The organism is Xanthobacter variabilis (assembly GCF_043831965.2).
Lineage (GTDB): Bacteria > Pseudomonadota > Alphaproteobacteria > Rhizobiales > Xanthobacteraceae > Xanthobacter.
In genome coordinates, this window is the sequence record NZ_CM195533.1 from 3064204 (window position 1) to 3079855 (window position 15652).

Consider the following 15652-nt stretch of genomic DNA (forward strand, 5'->3'; position numbering starts at 1 on the left):
TTGGTCCGGGTTTCAGGCGGTGATGCGGTCTTCGCGCTGCTGGCGGGCGTATTCTTCCATCACGCGGACGCGCAGATGGGCCTGCAGGCGGGTGAATTCCGGGGTTTCGAGCACGCGCTCGTCGCGCGGATACGGAAACGGCACGTCGATGACTTCGGCGATCCGGGCAGGGCGCGCGCTCATCAGCACGATGCGGGAGGACAGATAGAGCGCCTCGTCCACCGCGTGGGTGATGAGCAGCACCGTCTTGCGCTCCTCCTGCTGCAGGCTCAGCAAAAGATCCTGCATCACCAGGCGGGTCTGGGCGTCGAGCGCGCCGAACGGTTCGTCCATCAGCAGCGAGCGCGGATTGACCGCATAGGCCCGCGCCAGGGCCACGCGCTGGCGCATGCCGCCGGAGAGCGTGTTGGGCAGCGCATCGGCAAAATCGGCGAGCCCCATGCTTTGCAGGTAATGGGTGCAGATGGCGTCCCGGTCCGCGAGGCGCGCGCGGTTGGCGCTCAATGAGAGGCCGAAGGCGATGTTCTCCCGCACCGTCAGCCAGGGAAACACGCCATATTCCTGGAATACGACCCCGCGCTCCGGTCCAGGAGCGGCAATCGGCCGGCCGGAAAACGTCACGCTGCCCGATGTCGGCCGGGCCATTCCCGCTGCGAGCTTGAGCAAGGTCGTCTTGCCGCATCCCGAAGGGCCGATGAGCGAGACGAATTCACCCGGCCGCAGCGTGAGGCAGACGTTGCGCACCACCCATCCGCCATGGGGAATGCCGTCATAGCGAACCGAAACGTCGTTGAAGCGGATCTCGCCATCGAGGGCGGAGGCCGGGGCTGAGCCGGCCGGAGGGGGGAGGCGCGTCACGGGCGGATCCTTTCCTGCCAGCGCACCAGCCGGTTGCTCAGTCGCACCAGGGCGAAGTCCATGAGCATGGCGGTCAGGCCGATGGTGATGAGGCCGAGATAGATGGTCTCGATCTGGAAGTAGGAGGCGGCGACCTGGATCATCGAACCCAGGCCGAGCTGGGCGGAGACCAGTTCGGATGCCACGAGCGTCATCCAGCCGACACCGAGGGCGACGCGGGCCGCCGTCAGCACATGGGGCAGGGCCAGAGGCAGCACGACCCGGCTGAACAGCTCGCGGTCATTGGCCCCGAGGGCGCGTGCGGCCTGCACATAAATGGGCGGAATCCGAGAAATGCCCTCATAGAGCACCACGACCGCGGTGAAGAAGGCGGCGTATCCAAGCACCAGTGCCTTCGCCAGCTCCCCAATCCCGAAATACAGGATCATCAGCGGGATCAGGGCGATTGGAGGCAGGGCGCGAAAGAAGTTGAGCATGGGCGTGAGCACGCGCCGGGCGCCGACATACCAGCCAAGGGCAAAGCCGACCGGAACGGAAAGCGCCACCCCGGCGGTGACGCTCACCAGCACGCGCAGGCTGGATGCGGCCCAATGCAGCGGCAGCTCACCATCGCGAAAAAGCTCGAAGCCCCGCTGCAGAACGGCCAGCGGAGAGGGCACTAGGCCCGCATACTTCGCGCTCAGAGATCGCACGGCCACCCACGCCAGCAGCAGGATGACCCAGGGCAGCGCCAGGGCCAGGCTCCAGAGCAGTCCGCGAAAGCGCAATGGCCCCCGCGCCCCGGGCACGGCCACTCCGGTGGCCCTCATGACATCCCCGTCACTCATTGTGTTTGCTCACTTCTGCCGGGCCAGACCCGTTCGATGCGGCTTCATGTTAGAGTCGCTGAAAGCCGCAATCTGTCGCCTGCGCGACATTTGTCATTAAAATGATCAATTTTATAGATTTTAATATGGCCGAAGCCCCGCAGGTTCCCTGGTACTGGCAACCCTTCGACCTGTTTGCCGGGGTGGCCACCGAGGCTCGCGCCGTGATGGAGCGCGCGAGCGAGCGGCGGATCTATCTGCGGGGAGAGAGCATCATCGCCGCCGATGATCCGGCGAGCCATGTGTTCTGGCTCGAAACGGGCCTCGTGAAGATCTTCCATCTCTCCGCGCAGGGGGAGGTCACGATCTTCTGGTTCTGCATGCCGGGAGACTGGTTCGGCGCCGGCGGCATATCGGGCGCGCTTGAGCAGGCGGTATTCGGCCAAGCCATGGAGCGCAGCATCGTGCGGGTGTTGACGCGCACGGATTTCGAGCAGGTTCTGCAGGCCTATCCCGGCCTTGCCCTGAACATGATTCGGCAGGTCAGCGCGCGCCTGCGCATCGCCTGCGACACCATGGTGGACCGCACCGTGCAGCACACGGATGCCCGTCTCGCCAGCACCCTGCTGCGGCTGGCCCGCAATTGCGGGGAGCCGCGCGGCACCGAGATTCCCTTCCGCGTGTCGATCACGCAGCAGGAGCTCGCAGACATGGTTGGCGCCTGCCGGCAGACGGTCAACCGCATCCTGAACCGCTTCCAGCAGGAGGGCCTGCTACGCCTGGAAGGCCGCAGGCTCGTTCTGATGAGGCCGGATGCCCTGCAGACGTTGCTTGAGACGCGCGCCAGCATGCCGCCACCGCCCGCGATGAATCTTTAGGCGCTCAGGCGTGCCGGCGTTTCAGCTCTGGGAGGGCGGGTGACCGCTATCGAGGGCTTGGGTCGCAGGCCCTGCGGCGGTCGGGGAGCCTGCAGCGTTCCCGAGTGGCCTGGGCATGCCGTGCGTGGAAAACGCTTGAATGCGATGCGCCGGGGCGCTGCCATAATGGCGTCAGATCGCAAAGGAGAGCTTCACCTCTCCCCGCCAGGGATTCAGGAGAGTGGGTGATCTCGCAGCCGGCTTTCGCGGATGGCACGGGCTCGGACGCGCACCGAAACCGGTGAAATTTGGTCGGAGCAGCAGGATTTGAACCTGCGACCCTCTGCTCCCAAAGCAGATGCGCTACCAGGCTGCGCTATGCTCCGACATCAGGGATGAACGGCGCCATTCCTACATTTCGCGAAGGCGATGCGCAAGGGCGGCGAACGCGAGAGGGGAACAGAAGGGAGACGAACGGCATGCTCCGGGACGCGAATCCCCGAAAAATCCCCGAAGTGCGTCCACGATCTGTTCTCGTCAGGCTGAGCGGATGCGCGGGGGTTTTTCGCGGTCGCGACCACCCAACGCGCTCGAGGAAGGACTTCAGTCGTGTTCAAGCTCAGCCGCGCGGCGCATGATCTGCTTGATCTGACACAGCAATGAATCCGTTGCGCCGGCAGAGCCGGTTCCTGGGGTAGGACGGCATTCGTCGTCGCGCCACTTGATCCAGGCCCGTTCCGCTTCTTGCAGATGATGTCGCCCCTCAGGCGACAAACGCGCCATGGCATCATGGTAAGCCATGGTCAGGCGAGCATCTTGATGCTTCACCTCCTGTCCCATGCACCTTCTGATGTCGGACATGCTCTGAGCATCATCCAGGCAACGGCCATACTGCAGGCTTTGGTCCGTGAACTGATAGGAGTGGCTCAATTCGCCGGCTTTAGCTGGCAGTATCGTAAGGGCAATTGATACGATAAGGGCACGTGCGCGCATGAGGCAGCCGAGAGATCGTTTGCACCCTGACCCTATGCCGTGGCCATCTTAGCTCCAAGGGAGCCAGAATCACCCGGTGATCGCCCGACGAAGGCATCATTATACGTAATGCCTTCGTCGGGGAGGCGCTGGGCGTTACTTCACGATGGTGGGCATCCGCGTGGCGGGCGGGGTGTTGCGCGAGCGTTCGGTGCGCACCATGCCGTCGATAATGGTCATGCCGATGCCGGGCAGGTCGCCGAGGGACACGCTCTCCAGCAGCGTCTTGCCGGCGGAGTGCTGGGCCGTGTCCATGATGACGAAATCGGCGGTGCGCCCCACTTCGATGATGCCGCAGTCGAGATTGCGCATGCGTGCCGTGTTGCCGGTGGCGAGGCAGAAGGCCTGCTCGGCCGGCAGGTCGCCCATGGAGGAGAGCAGGGAGATCATCCGCAAAATGCCCAAGGGCTGCACGCCCGAGCCGGCCGGCCCATCGGTGCCGAGAATCACCCGGTGCAGCTCGCCCATCTCCCGCGCGGTGCGCAGGGTGAAGAGGGCGGAGCGCTCATTGCCGTTGTGCACCAGCTCCAGGCCGCGCTTGCAGCCCTCGCAGATGCAGCGAATCTGGCTGTCGGGTAGCGCGGTGTGGCCGCCATTGATGTGGCCAACCACATCGGCGTCCGTCTCCAGCACCACGTCCTTGTCGATGAGGCCCGAGCCGGCGATGGAAGGGCCGCCCGTGTGAATGGTGGACTGGATGCCGTACTTGCGGGCCCAGTTCACCATCTTGTTGGCGGTGGGCCCATCCTTCACGCCGCCGAGCCCGATTTCGCCCAGGAGCTTCACGCCGGCGGCGGCCAGCTCCTTGAAGTCGTTCTCTTCCATCTCGTGCTCGATGACGGGGGCTCCGGCATGGAGTTTCACGCCGCCGGGGCGGAAGGCGGAAAAGGTGCGCTGGGCGGTGATGGCGAGCGCCTTGATGCCGATGACGTCACGCGGGCGGCCGGGATAATGCACCTCGCCCGCCGAGATCATGGTGGTGACGCCGCCATGGAGCGAGGAATCGATCCAGTTCATCTGGCTCTGCCGGGGGGTCCAGTCGCCCGCCACCGGGTGCACATGGCTGTCGATGAGGCCGGGCGTCACCGCCGCCCCGCCCGCATCCACCGTGGTGGTGGCGCCCTCGGTGTCGACGTCCTTCAGCCGACCGATGGCGGTGATGCGGCCGTTCTCGGCGACGATGGTGTCGGCATCCAGGAGCGGCTTTTCAAGGTCGCCGCTGATGAGAAGGCCGATATTGCGGATGACGAGCTTGGTCGGGCCCTTGGGGCCGGCCGGGGCGTCGTGAGCCATGCTTTATTCTCCGGAAGGTTCGAGCCGGAGAGGCAAGGTCGACCCCGGCCATTTGTTTGTAAGCATATGAATTCTAGGCCCGGCGGAGGCGGATGGGAACCGCCCCCGCGGGGAAAATTTTCAGCGTTCGGCGAAGGCTTTTTCCAGCACGAAGTCACCCGCCTCGCCGTGATTGCCTTCCACGAATCCAAGGGTTGTGAGCCGGCTTTTCAAATCCACCATCATCTGGGGCGAGCCGCACAGCATCACCCGGTCGCGGGCCTTGTCGAGGGGCGGCAAGCCGATGTCTTCATAGAGCTTGCCGCTGTCCATGAGGGTGGTGATGCGGCCCTGGTTGCGGAATTCCTCGCGCGTCACGGTGGGGTAATAGATGAGCTTGGCCTTTACTTCCTCGCCCAGGAATTCGTGATCGCGCAGCGCATTCACCATCTCCTCGCCATAGGAGAGCTCGCCCACCTGCCGGCAGCCGTGGACCAGCACGATCTTTTCGAAGCGGTCATAGGTCTCCGGGTCGCGGATGATGGAGAGGAAGGGCGCGAGGCCGGTGCCGGTGCCGAGCAGATAGAGGTTGGCGCCGGGATTCAGATTGTCGATGACGAGGGTGCCCGTGGCTTTGCGGCCGACGATGATGGGGTCGCCCTCTTTGAGGTGCTGCAGGCGCGAGGTGAGGGGGCCGTCGGGCACCTTGATGGAGTAGAACTCCAGCGTCTCCTCATAATTGGGGCTCACCACGGAATAGGCGCGCATCAGCGGGCGGCCATCCACCTTGATGCCGATCATGGTGAATTCGCCGTTTCGGAAGCGGAAGCCCGCGTCGCGCGTGGTGGTGAAGCTGAAGAGGCGGTCGGTCCAGTGGCGCACGCTGAGCACGCGCTCTTCCATCAGGTTGCTCAAGTGAGGGCTCCGGAGGTTCTGATTTGAGGGGTCAAGCCGCGGCCGGCGTGGGGGAGAGCAAAGGGCGCTTGCCCTCCTTGCCGTTCCATTCCTCGGCGTCGGCGGGCGGGTCGATCTTTTCGGTGATGTTGGGCCACTGGGCCGCATATTCGGCATTCAGCGCGGTCCACTCGGCGGCGCGCGGGTCGCTGTCGGGGACGATGGCGGAGGCGGGGCATTCCGGCTCGCACACCCCGCAATCGATGCACTCGTCGGGGTGGATCACCAGCATGTTCTCGCCGGCATAGAAGCAGTCCACCGGGCACACGGCCACGCAGTCCGTGTATTTGCAGCGGATGCAGTTCTCGGTCACCACATAGGCCATGGAAAGCACGCCTTTTCGCTGGGTTATTTTTGTTTGTGTACGAATGAAATTAGGCGCGCTCACCGTCACCTGTCAACGCAGGAAAAGCCTTTCGGTGCGGACATTTCAGGCAGGTGTGCCGCGCTCTTGTGCACAGCGCGGCGCAGGGCCCTGGTGAAGCCCCGCGCCGCGCTCATGCTCTTCGCCCGAAGGCGTCAATGGCTTCCGGGATTGGCCCGCAGCCGGGCCACGGTTTCCTCGATCCCGGACCAGACCGGTGCCTCGGGCGCGAACTTGGCCCGCAGATAGCGCACCAGCGCGGTCACCTGTTCGTCGCTCATGCTGTCACGGAAGGCGGGCATGTCGCCCAGATCGCGGGCGGCGGGGTTGGGAATGCCGTCCAGAATCACGCGGATGAGGTTGTCAGGCCGCGCCGCGTGCACATTGGTGTTGAGCGCCAAGGCCGGGCGCGCGCCGAACAGGGTTGGGCCGCTGTCCGAATGACAGGCGGCGCAGGCACCCTCATAGAGCCGGCCACCGAGCGAATCGAGCGGTCGCAGGGAGGCGCTGGCCTTGGCCTGCAGCTCCGCGGCGCGCGCGACGGGCTCGGCCTGGGCCGGCGGGGCGAAGGAGGCGAGATAGGTGGCCATGGCGCGGATGTCCGCGTCAGGCAGGGCCGAAAGCTCCTCGACCACTGGCGCCATGGGGCCGGCGGCGGTGCCGTGGAAGCGCGAGAAGCCCGTGCGCAGATAGGCGAACAGCTCGTCTTCGGTCCATGGAATGGGGGCGCTGGACAAGGCGTTGAGGGCAGGGGCCTCCCAGCCGTCCACCATGCCGCCGGCGAGCGTGGCCGCGCCGGTCTTCTCCGCGCCGAGCAGGTTGCGCGGGGTGTGGCAGGCACCGCAATGGCCGAGCCCCTTCACCAGATAGGCGCCGCGATTCCATTGGGGCGAACGCGTCGCGTCCGCCTGCATCTGCCCTGGGCGCAGAAACAGGGTGTTCCAGCCGGCCATGAGGGGGCGGATGTTGAAGGGGAAGGCCATCTGCGCGGCAGGCGTCGGCGCCACCACGGGGGCCTGCGACATCAGGAAGGCATAGAGCGCCTGGAGGTCCGTGTCCGAGGTACGGGTGAAGGAGGTGTAAGGGAAGGCCGGGTAGAGATGGTGCCCGTCCCGAGAGATGCCCTCGCGCATGGCGCGCTCGAAGGCGGCATAGGACCAGCGGCCGATTCCCGTCTCCGGATCAGGCGTGAGATTGGTGGAATAGACGGTGCCGAAGGGCGTCTCCATGGCCCGCCCGCCCGCATTGGCCACCCCGCCCGGGATGGTGTGGCACACCGCGCAGTCGCCCAGCGCTGCGAGCTGGCGTCCGCGGGCGATCATCTCGGCGGAAAAGGACGAGGGGTCTGGCGGGGAGATGGGCGCGATGGCGCCGCGAATGGGCAGGGCCACGGCTGCCATGCCCAGCGCGCCGGCCAGCGCCGCGCCCGCCAGCGCGAACCAAGAGCGTTTTTTCGGCGCGGGCGGCGGCTCTTCCGGCGGAATGGGATTGCCGAGGGCGGCGCGCACCCGCTCGGGCGTGAAGGGCGGCTCGCGCAGGCGCACGCCGGTGGCATCGAAGATGGCGTTGGCGATGGCGGCGGCGGAGGGAACTGAGGCCGATTCGCCGGAGCCCAAAGGCGGATCATCCGGGCGCGGCATCAGCACCACGTCGATCACCGGCACTTCGGGGAAGGTGAGGATGGGATAGGCGCCCCATTCCTTGTCCGCCACTTCGGTGTCGGTGAAGCTCACCTCCTCCTTCAGCGCGCGGCTGGTGGACTGGATGACGTTGCCGTGGATCTGGTGCTCGATGCCCGCCGGGTTGATCATCAGCCCGGAATCCTGGCCCACCACCACACGCTTCACGGCCACATCGCCGGTGCGGGTGTTCACCTCCACTTCGGCCACCCAGGCGGACCAGGCGGCGCCATAGCCGGGGAACTTGGAATGCACGTAAAGGGCATAGGCAAAGCCTTGCCCGCGCACCACGTCGCCGTCCACCACCTGCTGCCGGGGCCCGGTGCGATGCTGCCAGCCCGCGCGCGCGGCCACCTCCCTCACCAGGTCCACCGCACGCGGATCGTGCAGGTAGCGCAGGCGATATTCCACCGGATCGACCCCGGCGGCGGTCGCCAGCTCGTCGATATAGCTTTCGTGGGCGAAGGAGTTGGGCAAAGCCGAGACGCCCCGCAGCCATGCCGCCCGCACGATGGGCGCCATGTCGTGCACCCGCACGCGCAGATTGTCATAGGCGTAAGGCGGAATGGCCGTGCGGTCGCCCATCTCCATCACGGGATTGTTCGCCGGCACCCGGCCGGTGAGCAGCAGCGCCAGCGTGGTGGCGGCGTTGGAGGGGTAGCGGGTGGCGAAGTCATAGGCGGCCGGCGTGCCGTCCGGGTTGAGCCCACCGGACACTTCCATGAGTTGGGCCGCGCCCTTGGGCTCCCACGCATGCTCCTGCTCACGGGTGAGCTGCACCCGCACGGGGCGACTCACGGCGCGCGAAAGCAGGGCGGCATCGGCGGCCACATCGTCCGCGCAATTGCGGCCATAGCAGCCGGCGGCCTCGAAGCGTAGCACCTCGATATTCTCTTCCGGAATGCCGAGGAGCACTGAGATGTCGAGCCGCAGGGGATAGGGATTCTGCGTGCCGGACCAGATGGTGGCGAAGCCGTCGCGCACATCCGCCACGGCGCATGAGGGGCCGATGGAGCCGTGCATCTGGAACGGCCACACATAGGTGCGGTCCATGGGCACGGCGGCTGCCGCGCGGGCGGCCTCCACATCGCCCTTATCGTGCAGGGTGCGGGTGACGGAAGGATTGGCGCGCAGGGCGGTGGCGATATCGCCCAGCGGGGGCAGGGCGGGCGGCGCCTTCCATTCCACCTTCAGCACGCGGGCGGCCTCGGCGGCCTGCTCCTCGCGGTCCGCCACCACGCCCACGAAATCGCCCATGGTGACCACCGCCACCATGCCCGGAATATGGGCGATGGACGCTTCGTCCACCGCGATGAGGCTCTTGCCGATGAAATCGCCGGCATCCACCCCCGCATAAGGCGGGCGCACCACGCGGCCATGCAGCATGCCGGGCACGCGGACATCGTGAACATAAGTGAAATTGCCGGTGGCTTTCGCGGGAATGTCCACCCGCGGCATGCGCTGGCCGACGATGCGATGCTCCGACACCGGCTTCACCGCCACATCCTCGGACAGGGTGAGGCGATCGCGGCGGCCCTTCAGCAGCGCGGTATAGGAAATGCCGGCATTGGCGCCGGCGCCGCCATGCACCACGCCATCGGTCACCTTGAGTTCGTCCACCGGCCGGCCCAGCGCCTCGGCGGCGAGCGCCAGCAGGTGGTGGCGCGCCTGGGCGGCGGCGAAGCGCAGCGGCACGGCCGACACCTGGATGCTGTCGCTGGCGATGGTGGCGCCCTGGTTGGGCGTGCCCGAGGTGTGGCCGAGCACCATGGTGACAGCCGACAGCGGCACATCCAGCTCTTCCGCCACGATCTGCGCCAAAGCGGTGCGGATGCCGGTGCCGAGGTCCACATGGCCGTTGAAGGCGAGGATGCGGCCTTCATCGTCCAGGAATAGGAACAGGTCGAGGGCACCTTCCGGCGGCGGCGCTGTAGGCACCAGGCCCTTCACATGCCGCGCGGGGCGAAGGATCGCCAGGGTTCCCGCCGGCTCCAGAAGCTCGGCGGGGGTGGGGGTCGGCTCGGAGATGGGGCCGGGCGCGGCATCACTCATCGCGGGGCTCTTCCTGCTGCCCGCTGGCAGCGGTGTCGCCGGCCGGCGCTGGGCTCAGCGCCTGGGCGGCGGACATCACTGCGGCGAGGATTTCCACATGGGTGCCGCAACGGCACAGATTGTACCGCAACGCCTCGCGCACCTCTTCGAGAGTCGGGTCGGGATGGCGCAGCAGGAAGGCGGTGGCGGTCATGATCATGCCATTGAGGCAGTAGCCGCACTGGGCGGCCTGGGCGGAGATGAAGGCGGCCTGGACCGGGTGCGGCGCATCAAGGGTGCCGAGTCCTTCCAGGGTGGTGATGGAGCGCCCCTCGGCGGTCTTCAGCGTGGCGACGCAGGCCCGCGCCGCCACCCCGTCGATGAGCACGGTGCAGGCGCCGCATTCCCCCAGGCCGCAGCCGAATTTCGGGCCATTGAGGCCGAGGTCGTTGCGCAGCACATAGATGAGCTTGGTGTCACGCGGCAGGTCGAAACTGCATGCCACGCCATTGACGGTGAGCACGACTGGCGCGCCGGAATCCGAGGCCATCTCAGGCGTGCCCTCCTGCCCGTCGGCGGAGCGGCCGCTTGCCCCTAACTATGTGCAGTGCAATATTTTTCCGGGTCATCATCTCGGCCGCTCTGAAGGTGCGGGAGCCCTGTTGTCTTTCCAGATTGTTTCTGTACCAATGAAACTCGTCAAGCGCCGTTTGGCCGAAGATGCCCTTTCAGGCAGCGTGCCCATTCCTTGTGCTTGACAGGATCGCGGCAGCAGATTTCATTGGTGTACATATGAACTGATCCGGTGGCCGAACCGCCGGACCCCGGGCCTTCCAGGTTCCTGCCGAGAGTGACGAGCGAGAGCGATATGGGTGAACAAGAGACCATGGGCGCGCGGCCTGCCGGCGATGAGAAGATCCGCTGCGATGCGTGTCCGGTCATGTGCTACATCAAGCCCGGCATGACCGGCGCCTGCGACCGCTATGCCAATCACGCGGGCGAACTGGTCCGTGTCGATCCCCATGTGGTCCTCGATCGCACCCTGGCCCAGGGCGGGGCGATCGTGCCGTTCAATCGCGGCGGCGACTGGGACGGCAAGCTGGTCTCCACCCCCGACACCTTCGTCACCGCCATCGGCGCCGGCACCACCTATCCCGACTACAAGCCCGCCCCCTTCATCGTCTCCGCCGAGGTGGATGGCGTGGACATGGTGACCGTCGTCACCGAAGGCATCTTCAGCTATTGCGGCGTGAAGGTGAAGATCGACACCGACCGCTTCCTGGGTCCGGAGCAGGCCACCGTGCGCGTTGACGGCGAGGCGGTGGGCCATGTGACGACGTCCGAATATGGCTCGCAGATGCTGTCCCTTGGCGGGGTGCACCACCTCACGGGTGGCGGCAAGAAGGAAGGCCGCGTCACCTGCGAGGCGCTGCTGGATCTGTGCAATGGCAAGGCGGTTGAGCTCTCCATCGACGGCGGCTCCACGGTGGTCGTTGAGGCGGGCAAGCCGCCGATCGTGAACGGCATTCCGGAAGAGCGCATGCGCGTCGGCTGCGGCTCCGCCACCATCGGCATGTTCGCCAAGCAGTGGTTCGACAAGGCGGACGAGGTGGTGGTGGTGGACGACCACATCACCGGCGTGCTCTCCGAGCACCAGGCGGGCAAGCTCCTGGGCGTGCGCGAGACCGGCATCAAGATGAAGGGCCGCCGCTCCACGCCCGGCCGCTACTTCCAGGTTGCCGAGCCCGGCACCGGCTGGGGCGGCACGGATATTTCCGACCCACTCTCCATCATCGGGCCGTTCGACCCTAAAGTGGCCTGGCTGGGGCTGCGGCTGTTCTTCATCTCCACCACCGGCGAGCACGCGGCCTATTATGAGCTGGACGATGCGCTGGTGCCGGTGGCCAGGGAGATGCCGGCGGAACTCGCGGCTTCCGCCCAGCGGGTGAAGGACAATTGCGAACCGGCTTTGTCCACGGTGCTGTTCATGGCGGGCGCGGGCGGCTCCCTGCGTGCCGGTGTCACCGAGGATCCGGTGCGGCTCACGCATTCGGTGAAGGACGCCATCACCTATGTCACCTGCGGCGGGGCGCCGGTCTATGTCTACCCCGGCGGCGGCATTACCTTCATGGTGGATGTGACGCGCATGCCCGAGAACGCCTTCGGCTACGTGCCTACCCCGGCGCTGGTGGCGCCCATAGAGTTCACCCTGCGGCTGGCCGATTACCAGACCCTCGGCGGGCATATGTCCGAGGTGCGGCCGCTGGCCTCACTGGCCGGTGAGGAAAGCGTGAAGCCGCTGGCCCCGCGCCCCGACAATCCCTGGCCCCTGGCGCCCCAGGCGGCCAAACGGTCCCACGGCTGAGCCATGGCTGCGCAGCACGCTCCCTCCCGCTCCGAACGGCACGCGCCCCAGGCGGCGATGCTGCCCGATGGACGCCGCCTGCACCTGCAGGATGGGCCCATCGACCTCATCGTCGAGGCGGTGGGCGAGGGGGAGGCCGTGCGGCGGGCCTATGAGGCGGCCGTGGCGCGCTTCACCGGCCTGCTCGACGCGCTGTGCGCCGAGCTCGCGGCCCTGCGGGCGCCGGCGGGGGCACATGGTCCGGCCTTCGTCCACCCGGTGGCGCGACGCATGGGCCAGGCCGTGGCGCCGTTCGCGTCCGACGTATTCATCACGCCCATGGCCGCGGTGGCGGGGGCGGTGGCCGAGGACATTCTCTCGGCCCTGGTGCTGCCGGGCATCTCGCGGGCCTATGTGAACAATGGCGGAGACATCGCCCTTCACCTGCCGCAGGGCGCGCGCTTCGCGGTGGGGCTGGTGGACCAGCCCGAGCGGCCACGGCTGATCGGCGCGGCCGAGATTGACGCCGATGGGCCAGTGCGCGGCGTGGCCACCAGCGGCTGGCGCGGGCGCAGCTTCTCGCTGGGCGTTGCCGATGCGGTGACGATCCTGGCGCCCAGCGCGGCCGTGGCCGATGCTGCGGCAAGCGTGGTGGCCAATGCGGTGGACCTGCCGTGGCACACGGGCGTTGTCCGCGTGCCGGCGTGTGAATTGCTGCCGGAAAGCGATCTCGGCACTCTGCCGGTGACGCGCTACGTGCCCGAGCTGACGGCCGCCGAGCGCGCCGAAGCCCTGGATGCCGGCCTTGCCGTCGCGCGGGATCTCGCCGCGCGCGGGCTTATCTGTGCCGCGGCCCTGCATGTGCAGGGCGAGACGGTGAGCACGGGGGATGGCCTGCTGCCTCTCCTCTCGCCGATGGCCGCTCGACCCTCACAACCACAAGAAGAGTCTGCCCATGCCTGAGGTCAAAGTCCGCAAGCGCCTTCTCATCACCGAGGAGATTTTCCACGAAGGCGGCCCCGTGGCCGCCGTGCCGCACAAGCGCGGCGCCATCATCAGCGTGATCGAGAACCCCTTCGCCGGCCGCTATGTGGAAGAGATCGCCGGCTTCATGGATGATCTCCAGCCCCTCGGCATCGCCATGGCGCGCGACCTGCTGGCGGCCCTCGGCGGCGATGCTTCGGCCATTGACGGCTACGGCAAGGGCGCCATCGTCGGCGCGGGCGGCGAGCTGGAGCACGGGGCGCTGTGGCACGTGCCCGGCGGCTATGCGATGCGCGAGATCCTCGGCGACACCAGGGCCATCGTGCCGTCCACCAAGAAGGTGGGCGGGCCGGGCACCCGGCTCGACGTGCCGGTGACCCATGTGAACGCGTCTTATGTGCGCAGCCATTTCGACGCGATGGAAGTGGGCGTGCCCGATGCCCCCAAGGCGGACGAAATTGCCCTGGTGCTGGTCATGAGCTGCGGGCCGCGCGTGCATGCTCGCGTGGGCGGGCTCGCGGCGGCGAATATCAAGGGTGAGGACGGACTGAGATGAGTGCGAAGATCCGCAAGATCGTCACCATCGTCGAGGAGACGCACAAGGAGATGGGGCGCCCCGTCTCCCCGCCCACGCGGCGTGCGGCGGCCCTCGCCGTCATCGAGAACCCCTTCGCCGGGCGCTATGAGGAGGACCTCACCGACCTCATCGCCATCGGCGAGGAGCTGGGGGATATCTTGACCCGCAAGGCGGTGGCCGCCCTCGGCATCGAGGGGGACAAGGCGCAGAGCTACGGCAAGGCGGCGCTGGTGGGCGAGAATGGCGAGCTGGAGCATGCCGCCGCCCTCCTGCACCCCAAGATGGGCACGCCCGTGCGCAAGGTGCTGGGCAAGGGCGCGGCCCTCATCCCCTCGTCCAAGCGTCGCGGGGGGCTCGGCGCGGAGCTGGACATTCCGTTGGGGCATAAGGACGCGGCCTATGTGCGCAGTCACTTCGACGGCATGCAGGTGAGCATCAACGACGCCCCACGGGCCAATGAAATCGTGGTGGCGGTGGCCGTCACGGATTCGGGGCGTCCCCTGCCGCGGGTGGGCGGGCTGACGGCCGCCGACATCAAGGGCGAGGACGGCCTGCGTTAAAGTCGCGTCGGTTCGACGTGCGCGTGCTTGTTACGGTGCATCGAAAAAACCAGAGGGGATGACCGGATGAAACGGATGTTGGGACTGGCGTTCGCGGCGGTGCTGATGGCTTCGGCGGCGGCGCGGGCCGAGGGTGAGATCAAGGTCGGGGAGATCAACTCCTACTCGGCCTTGCCGGGCTTCACCGACCCTTATCGCAAGGGCATGGAGCTGGCGCTCAAGGAGATCAACGATGCCGGCGGCATCAAGGGCAAGAAGCTCGTCATCATCTCCAAGGATGACGGCGGCAAGCCCGGCGAGGCGCTGACCGCCGCCAACGAGCTGGTCTCGCGCGACGGCGTGGTGATGATCGCCGGCGGCTTCCTTTCCAATGTGGGCCTGGCGCTCTCCGATTTCGCCAAGCAGAAGAAGGTGGTGTATCTGGCGTCCGAGCCGCTGACCGACGCCATCGTCTGGTCCAAGGGCAACGACTACACCTTCCGCCTGCGGACCTCGAACTACATGCAGGCCGCAATGCTGGCCGAGGAGGCGGCAAAGCTTCCCGCCAAGCGCTGGGCCACCATCGCGCCCAACTATGAGTTCGGCCAGTCGTTCGTCGCCGTGTTCAAGGACCTGCTGAAGAAGCGCCGGCCGGATGTGGAGTTCGTGGCCGAGCAGTGGCCGCCGCTGAACAAGATCGATGCCGGCCCGGTGCTCCAGGCCATCGACGCCGCCAAGCCCGAGGCCATCCTCAATGCCACCTTCGCCGGCGACCTGGTGAAGCTGGTGCGCGAGGGCAATACCCGCGGCGTGTTCAAGGACCGCGCGGTGGTGAGCTATCTCACCGGCGAGCCGGAATATCTCGACCCGCTGAAGGGCGAGACCCCGGAAGGCTGGATCGTCACCGGCTACCCCTGGTACTCCATCAACACGCCCGAGCATAAGGCGTTCCTGGATGCCTACCAGCAGCTGAACAAGGACTATCCGCGCCTGGGCTCCATCGTCGGCTATTCCACGGTGAAGAGCATTGCCGCCGTTCTCAACGCCACTGACGACCACTCCACCGAGGGTCTGGTCAAGGCCATGAAGAACCTCAAGGTTTCCACCCCGTTCGGCGAGATCGTCTATCGCGGCGCCGATCACCAGTCGACCCTCGGCGCCTTCGTGGGCAAGACCGCCCTGAAGGACGGCAAGGGCGTGATGGTGGACGTGGTGTTCAAGAAGGGCGCGGATTACCTGCCCAGCGAGGAAGAAGCCGCCAAGATGCGCCCGGCGAACTGAGCGCAGCCTTCGCAATACAAGACCGGCCTTCCGCCCTTGATGGCGGGAGGCCACAAGAAAAACAAGACCTTCCA

14 protein-coding genes and 1 tRNA gene are annotated in these 15652 nt (G+C 66.8%); 6 read left to right on the plus strand and 9 right to left on the minus strand.

The features are described from left to right. Positions 1-12: 12 nt before the first annotated feature. Together V5F26_RS13315 and V5F26_RS13320 are read right to left on the minus strand one after the other, a co-directional pair. The gene (locus V5F26_RS13315; RefSeq protein ID WP_394946150.1) at positions 13-858 is read right to left on the minus strand and encodes an ABC transporter ATP-binding protein; all 846 of its coding nucleotides are present in this window, start codon (positions 856-858) and stop codon (positions 13-15) included. Further along, positions 855-1667, minus strand: a complete 813-nt coding sequence (locus tag V5F26_RS13320) for an ABC transporter permease (RefSeq protein WP_394946151.1) — start codon at positions 1665-1667, stop codon at positions 855-857. Before V5F26_RS13320 ends, V5F26_RS13315 begins: the two co-directional genes overlap by 4 nt. A gap of 143 nt (positions 1668-1810) precedes the next feature. On the opposite strand from V5F26_RS13320, the gene V5F26_RS13325 reads away from it, so the two are divergent. Beyond that, the gene (locus V5F26_RS13325) at positions 1811-2542 is read left to right on the plus strand and encodes a Crp/Fnr family transcriptional regulator (protein ID WP_394946152.1); all 732 of its coding nucleotides are present in this window, start codon (positions 1811-1813) and stop codon (positions 2540-2542) included. A 288-nt stretch (positions 2543-2830) separates the two neighbouring features. On the opposite strand, the gene V5F26_RS13330 is transcribed toward V5F26_RS13325, so the two are convergent. From V5F26_RS13330 to V5F26_RS13360, 7 genes are all read right to left on the minus strand, one after another. After that, positions 2831-2907: transfer RNA gene (locus V5F26_RS13330), tRNA-Pro, on the minus strand. Positions 2908-3124: 217 nt separating this feature from the next. After that, positions 3125-3514, minus strand: a complete 390-nt coding sequence (locus V5F26_RS13335) for a lysozyme inhibitor LprI family protein (RefSeq protein ID WP_394057061.1) — start codon at positions 3512-3514, stop codon at positions 3125-3127. Positions 3515-3649: 135 nt separating this feature from the next. Continuing rightward, a complete protein-coding gene (locus V5F26_RS13340) occupies positions 3650-4846 on the minus strand; it encodes an amidohydrolase family protein (RefSeq protein ID WP_394946153.1) in 1197 nt (398 codons plus the stop codon). A gap of 120 nt (positions 4847-4966) precedes the next feature. Then, positions 4967-5740 (minus strand): ferredoxin--NADP reductase, encoded by a 774-nt coding sequence (locus V5F26_RS13345; protein WP_234050222.1) that lies wholly within the window; start codon positions 5738-5740, stop codon positions 4967-4969. Between the two features lie 31 nt (positions 5741-5771). After that, on the minus strand, positions 5772-6104 hold the full coding sequence (fdxA, locus tag V5F26_RS13350; protein ID WP_234050223.1) for a ferredoxin FdxA: 333 nt from the start codon (positions 6102-6104) through the stop codon (positions 5772-5774). A 194-nt stretch (positions 6105-6298) separates the two neighbouring features. Continuing rightward, positions 6299-9874 (minus strand): molybdopterin cofactor-binding domain-containing protein, encoded by a 3576-nt coding sequence (locus V5F26_RS13355; protein ID WP_394946154.1) that lies wholly within the window; start codon positions 9872-9874, stop codon positions 6299-6301. Beyond that, the gene (locus V5F26_RS13360; protein ID WP_394946155.1) at positions 9867-10403 is read right to left on the minus strand and encodes a (2Fe-2S)-binding protein; all 537 of its coding nucleotides are present in this window, start codon (positions 10401-10403) and stop codon (positions 9867-9869) included. The genes V5F26_RS13355 and V5F26_RS13360 overlap by 8 nt, the downstream gene beginning before the upstream one ends. Positions 10404-10721: 318 nt before the next feature. Between V5F26_RS13360 and V5F26_RS13365 the strand changes: the two genes are divergently transcribed. The 5 genes from V5F26_RS13365 (at position 10722) to V5F26_RS13385 (ending at position 15578) form a co-directional block, all read left to right on the plus strand. Then, entirely contained in the window at positions 10722-12218 is a 1497-nt protein-coding gene (locus V5F26_RS13365) for a 6-hydroxynicotinate reductase (RefSeq protein WP_394946156.1), read from the plus strand. Positions 12219-12221: 3 nt separating this feature from the next. Continuing rightward, complete coding sequence (locus tag V5F26_RS13370) at positions 12222-13160, plus strand: UPF0280 family protein (RefSeq protein WP_394946157.1); 939 nt, start codon at positions 12222-12224, stop codon at positions 13158-13160. Further along, complete coding sequence (locus V5F26_RS13375; RefSeq protein WP_234050228.1) at positions 13153-13737, plus strand: amino acid synthesis family protein; 585 nt, start codon at positions 13153-13155, stop codon at positions 13735-13737. The genes V5F26_RS13370 and V5F26_RS13375 overlap by 8 nt, the downstream gene beginning before the upstream one ends. Beyond that, positions 13734-14318 carry an amino acid synthesis family protein gene (locus V5F26_RS13380; RefSeq protein ID WP_234050229.1) on the plus strand — a complete coding sequence of 195 codons (585 nt, stop codon included), beginning with the start codon at positions 13734-13736 and terminating at the stop codon, positions 14316-14318. Before V5F26_RS13375 ends, V5F26_RS13380 begins: the two co-directional genes overlap by 4 nt. A 75-nt stretch (positions 14319-14393) precedes the next feature. Then, positions 14394-15578: an ABC transporter substrate-binding protein gene (locus V5F26_RS13385; RefSeq protein ID WP_234050803.1), complete on the plus strand. Its 1185-nt coding sequence runs from the start codon at positions 14394-14396 to the stop codon at positions 15576-15578. Positions 15579-15652 lie beyond the last annotated feature (74 nt).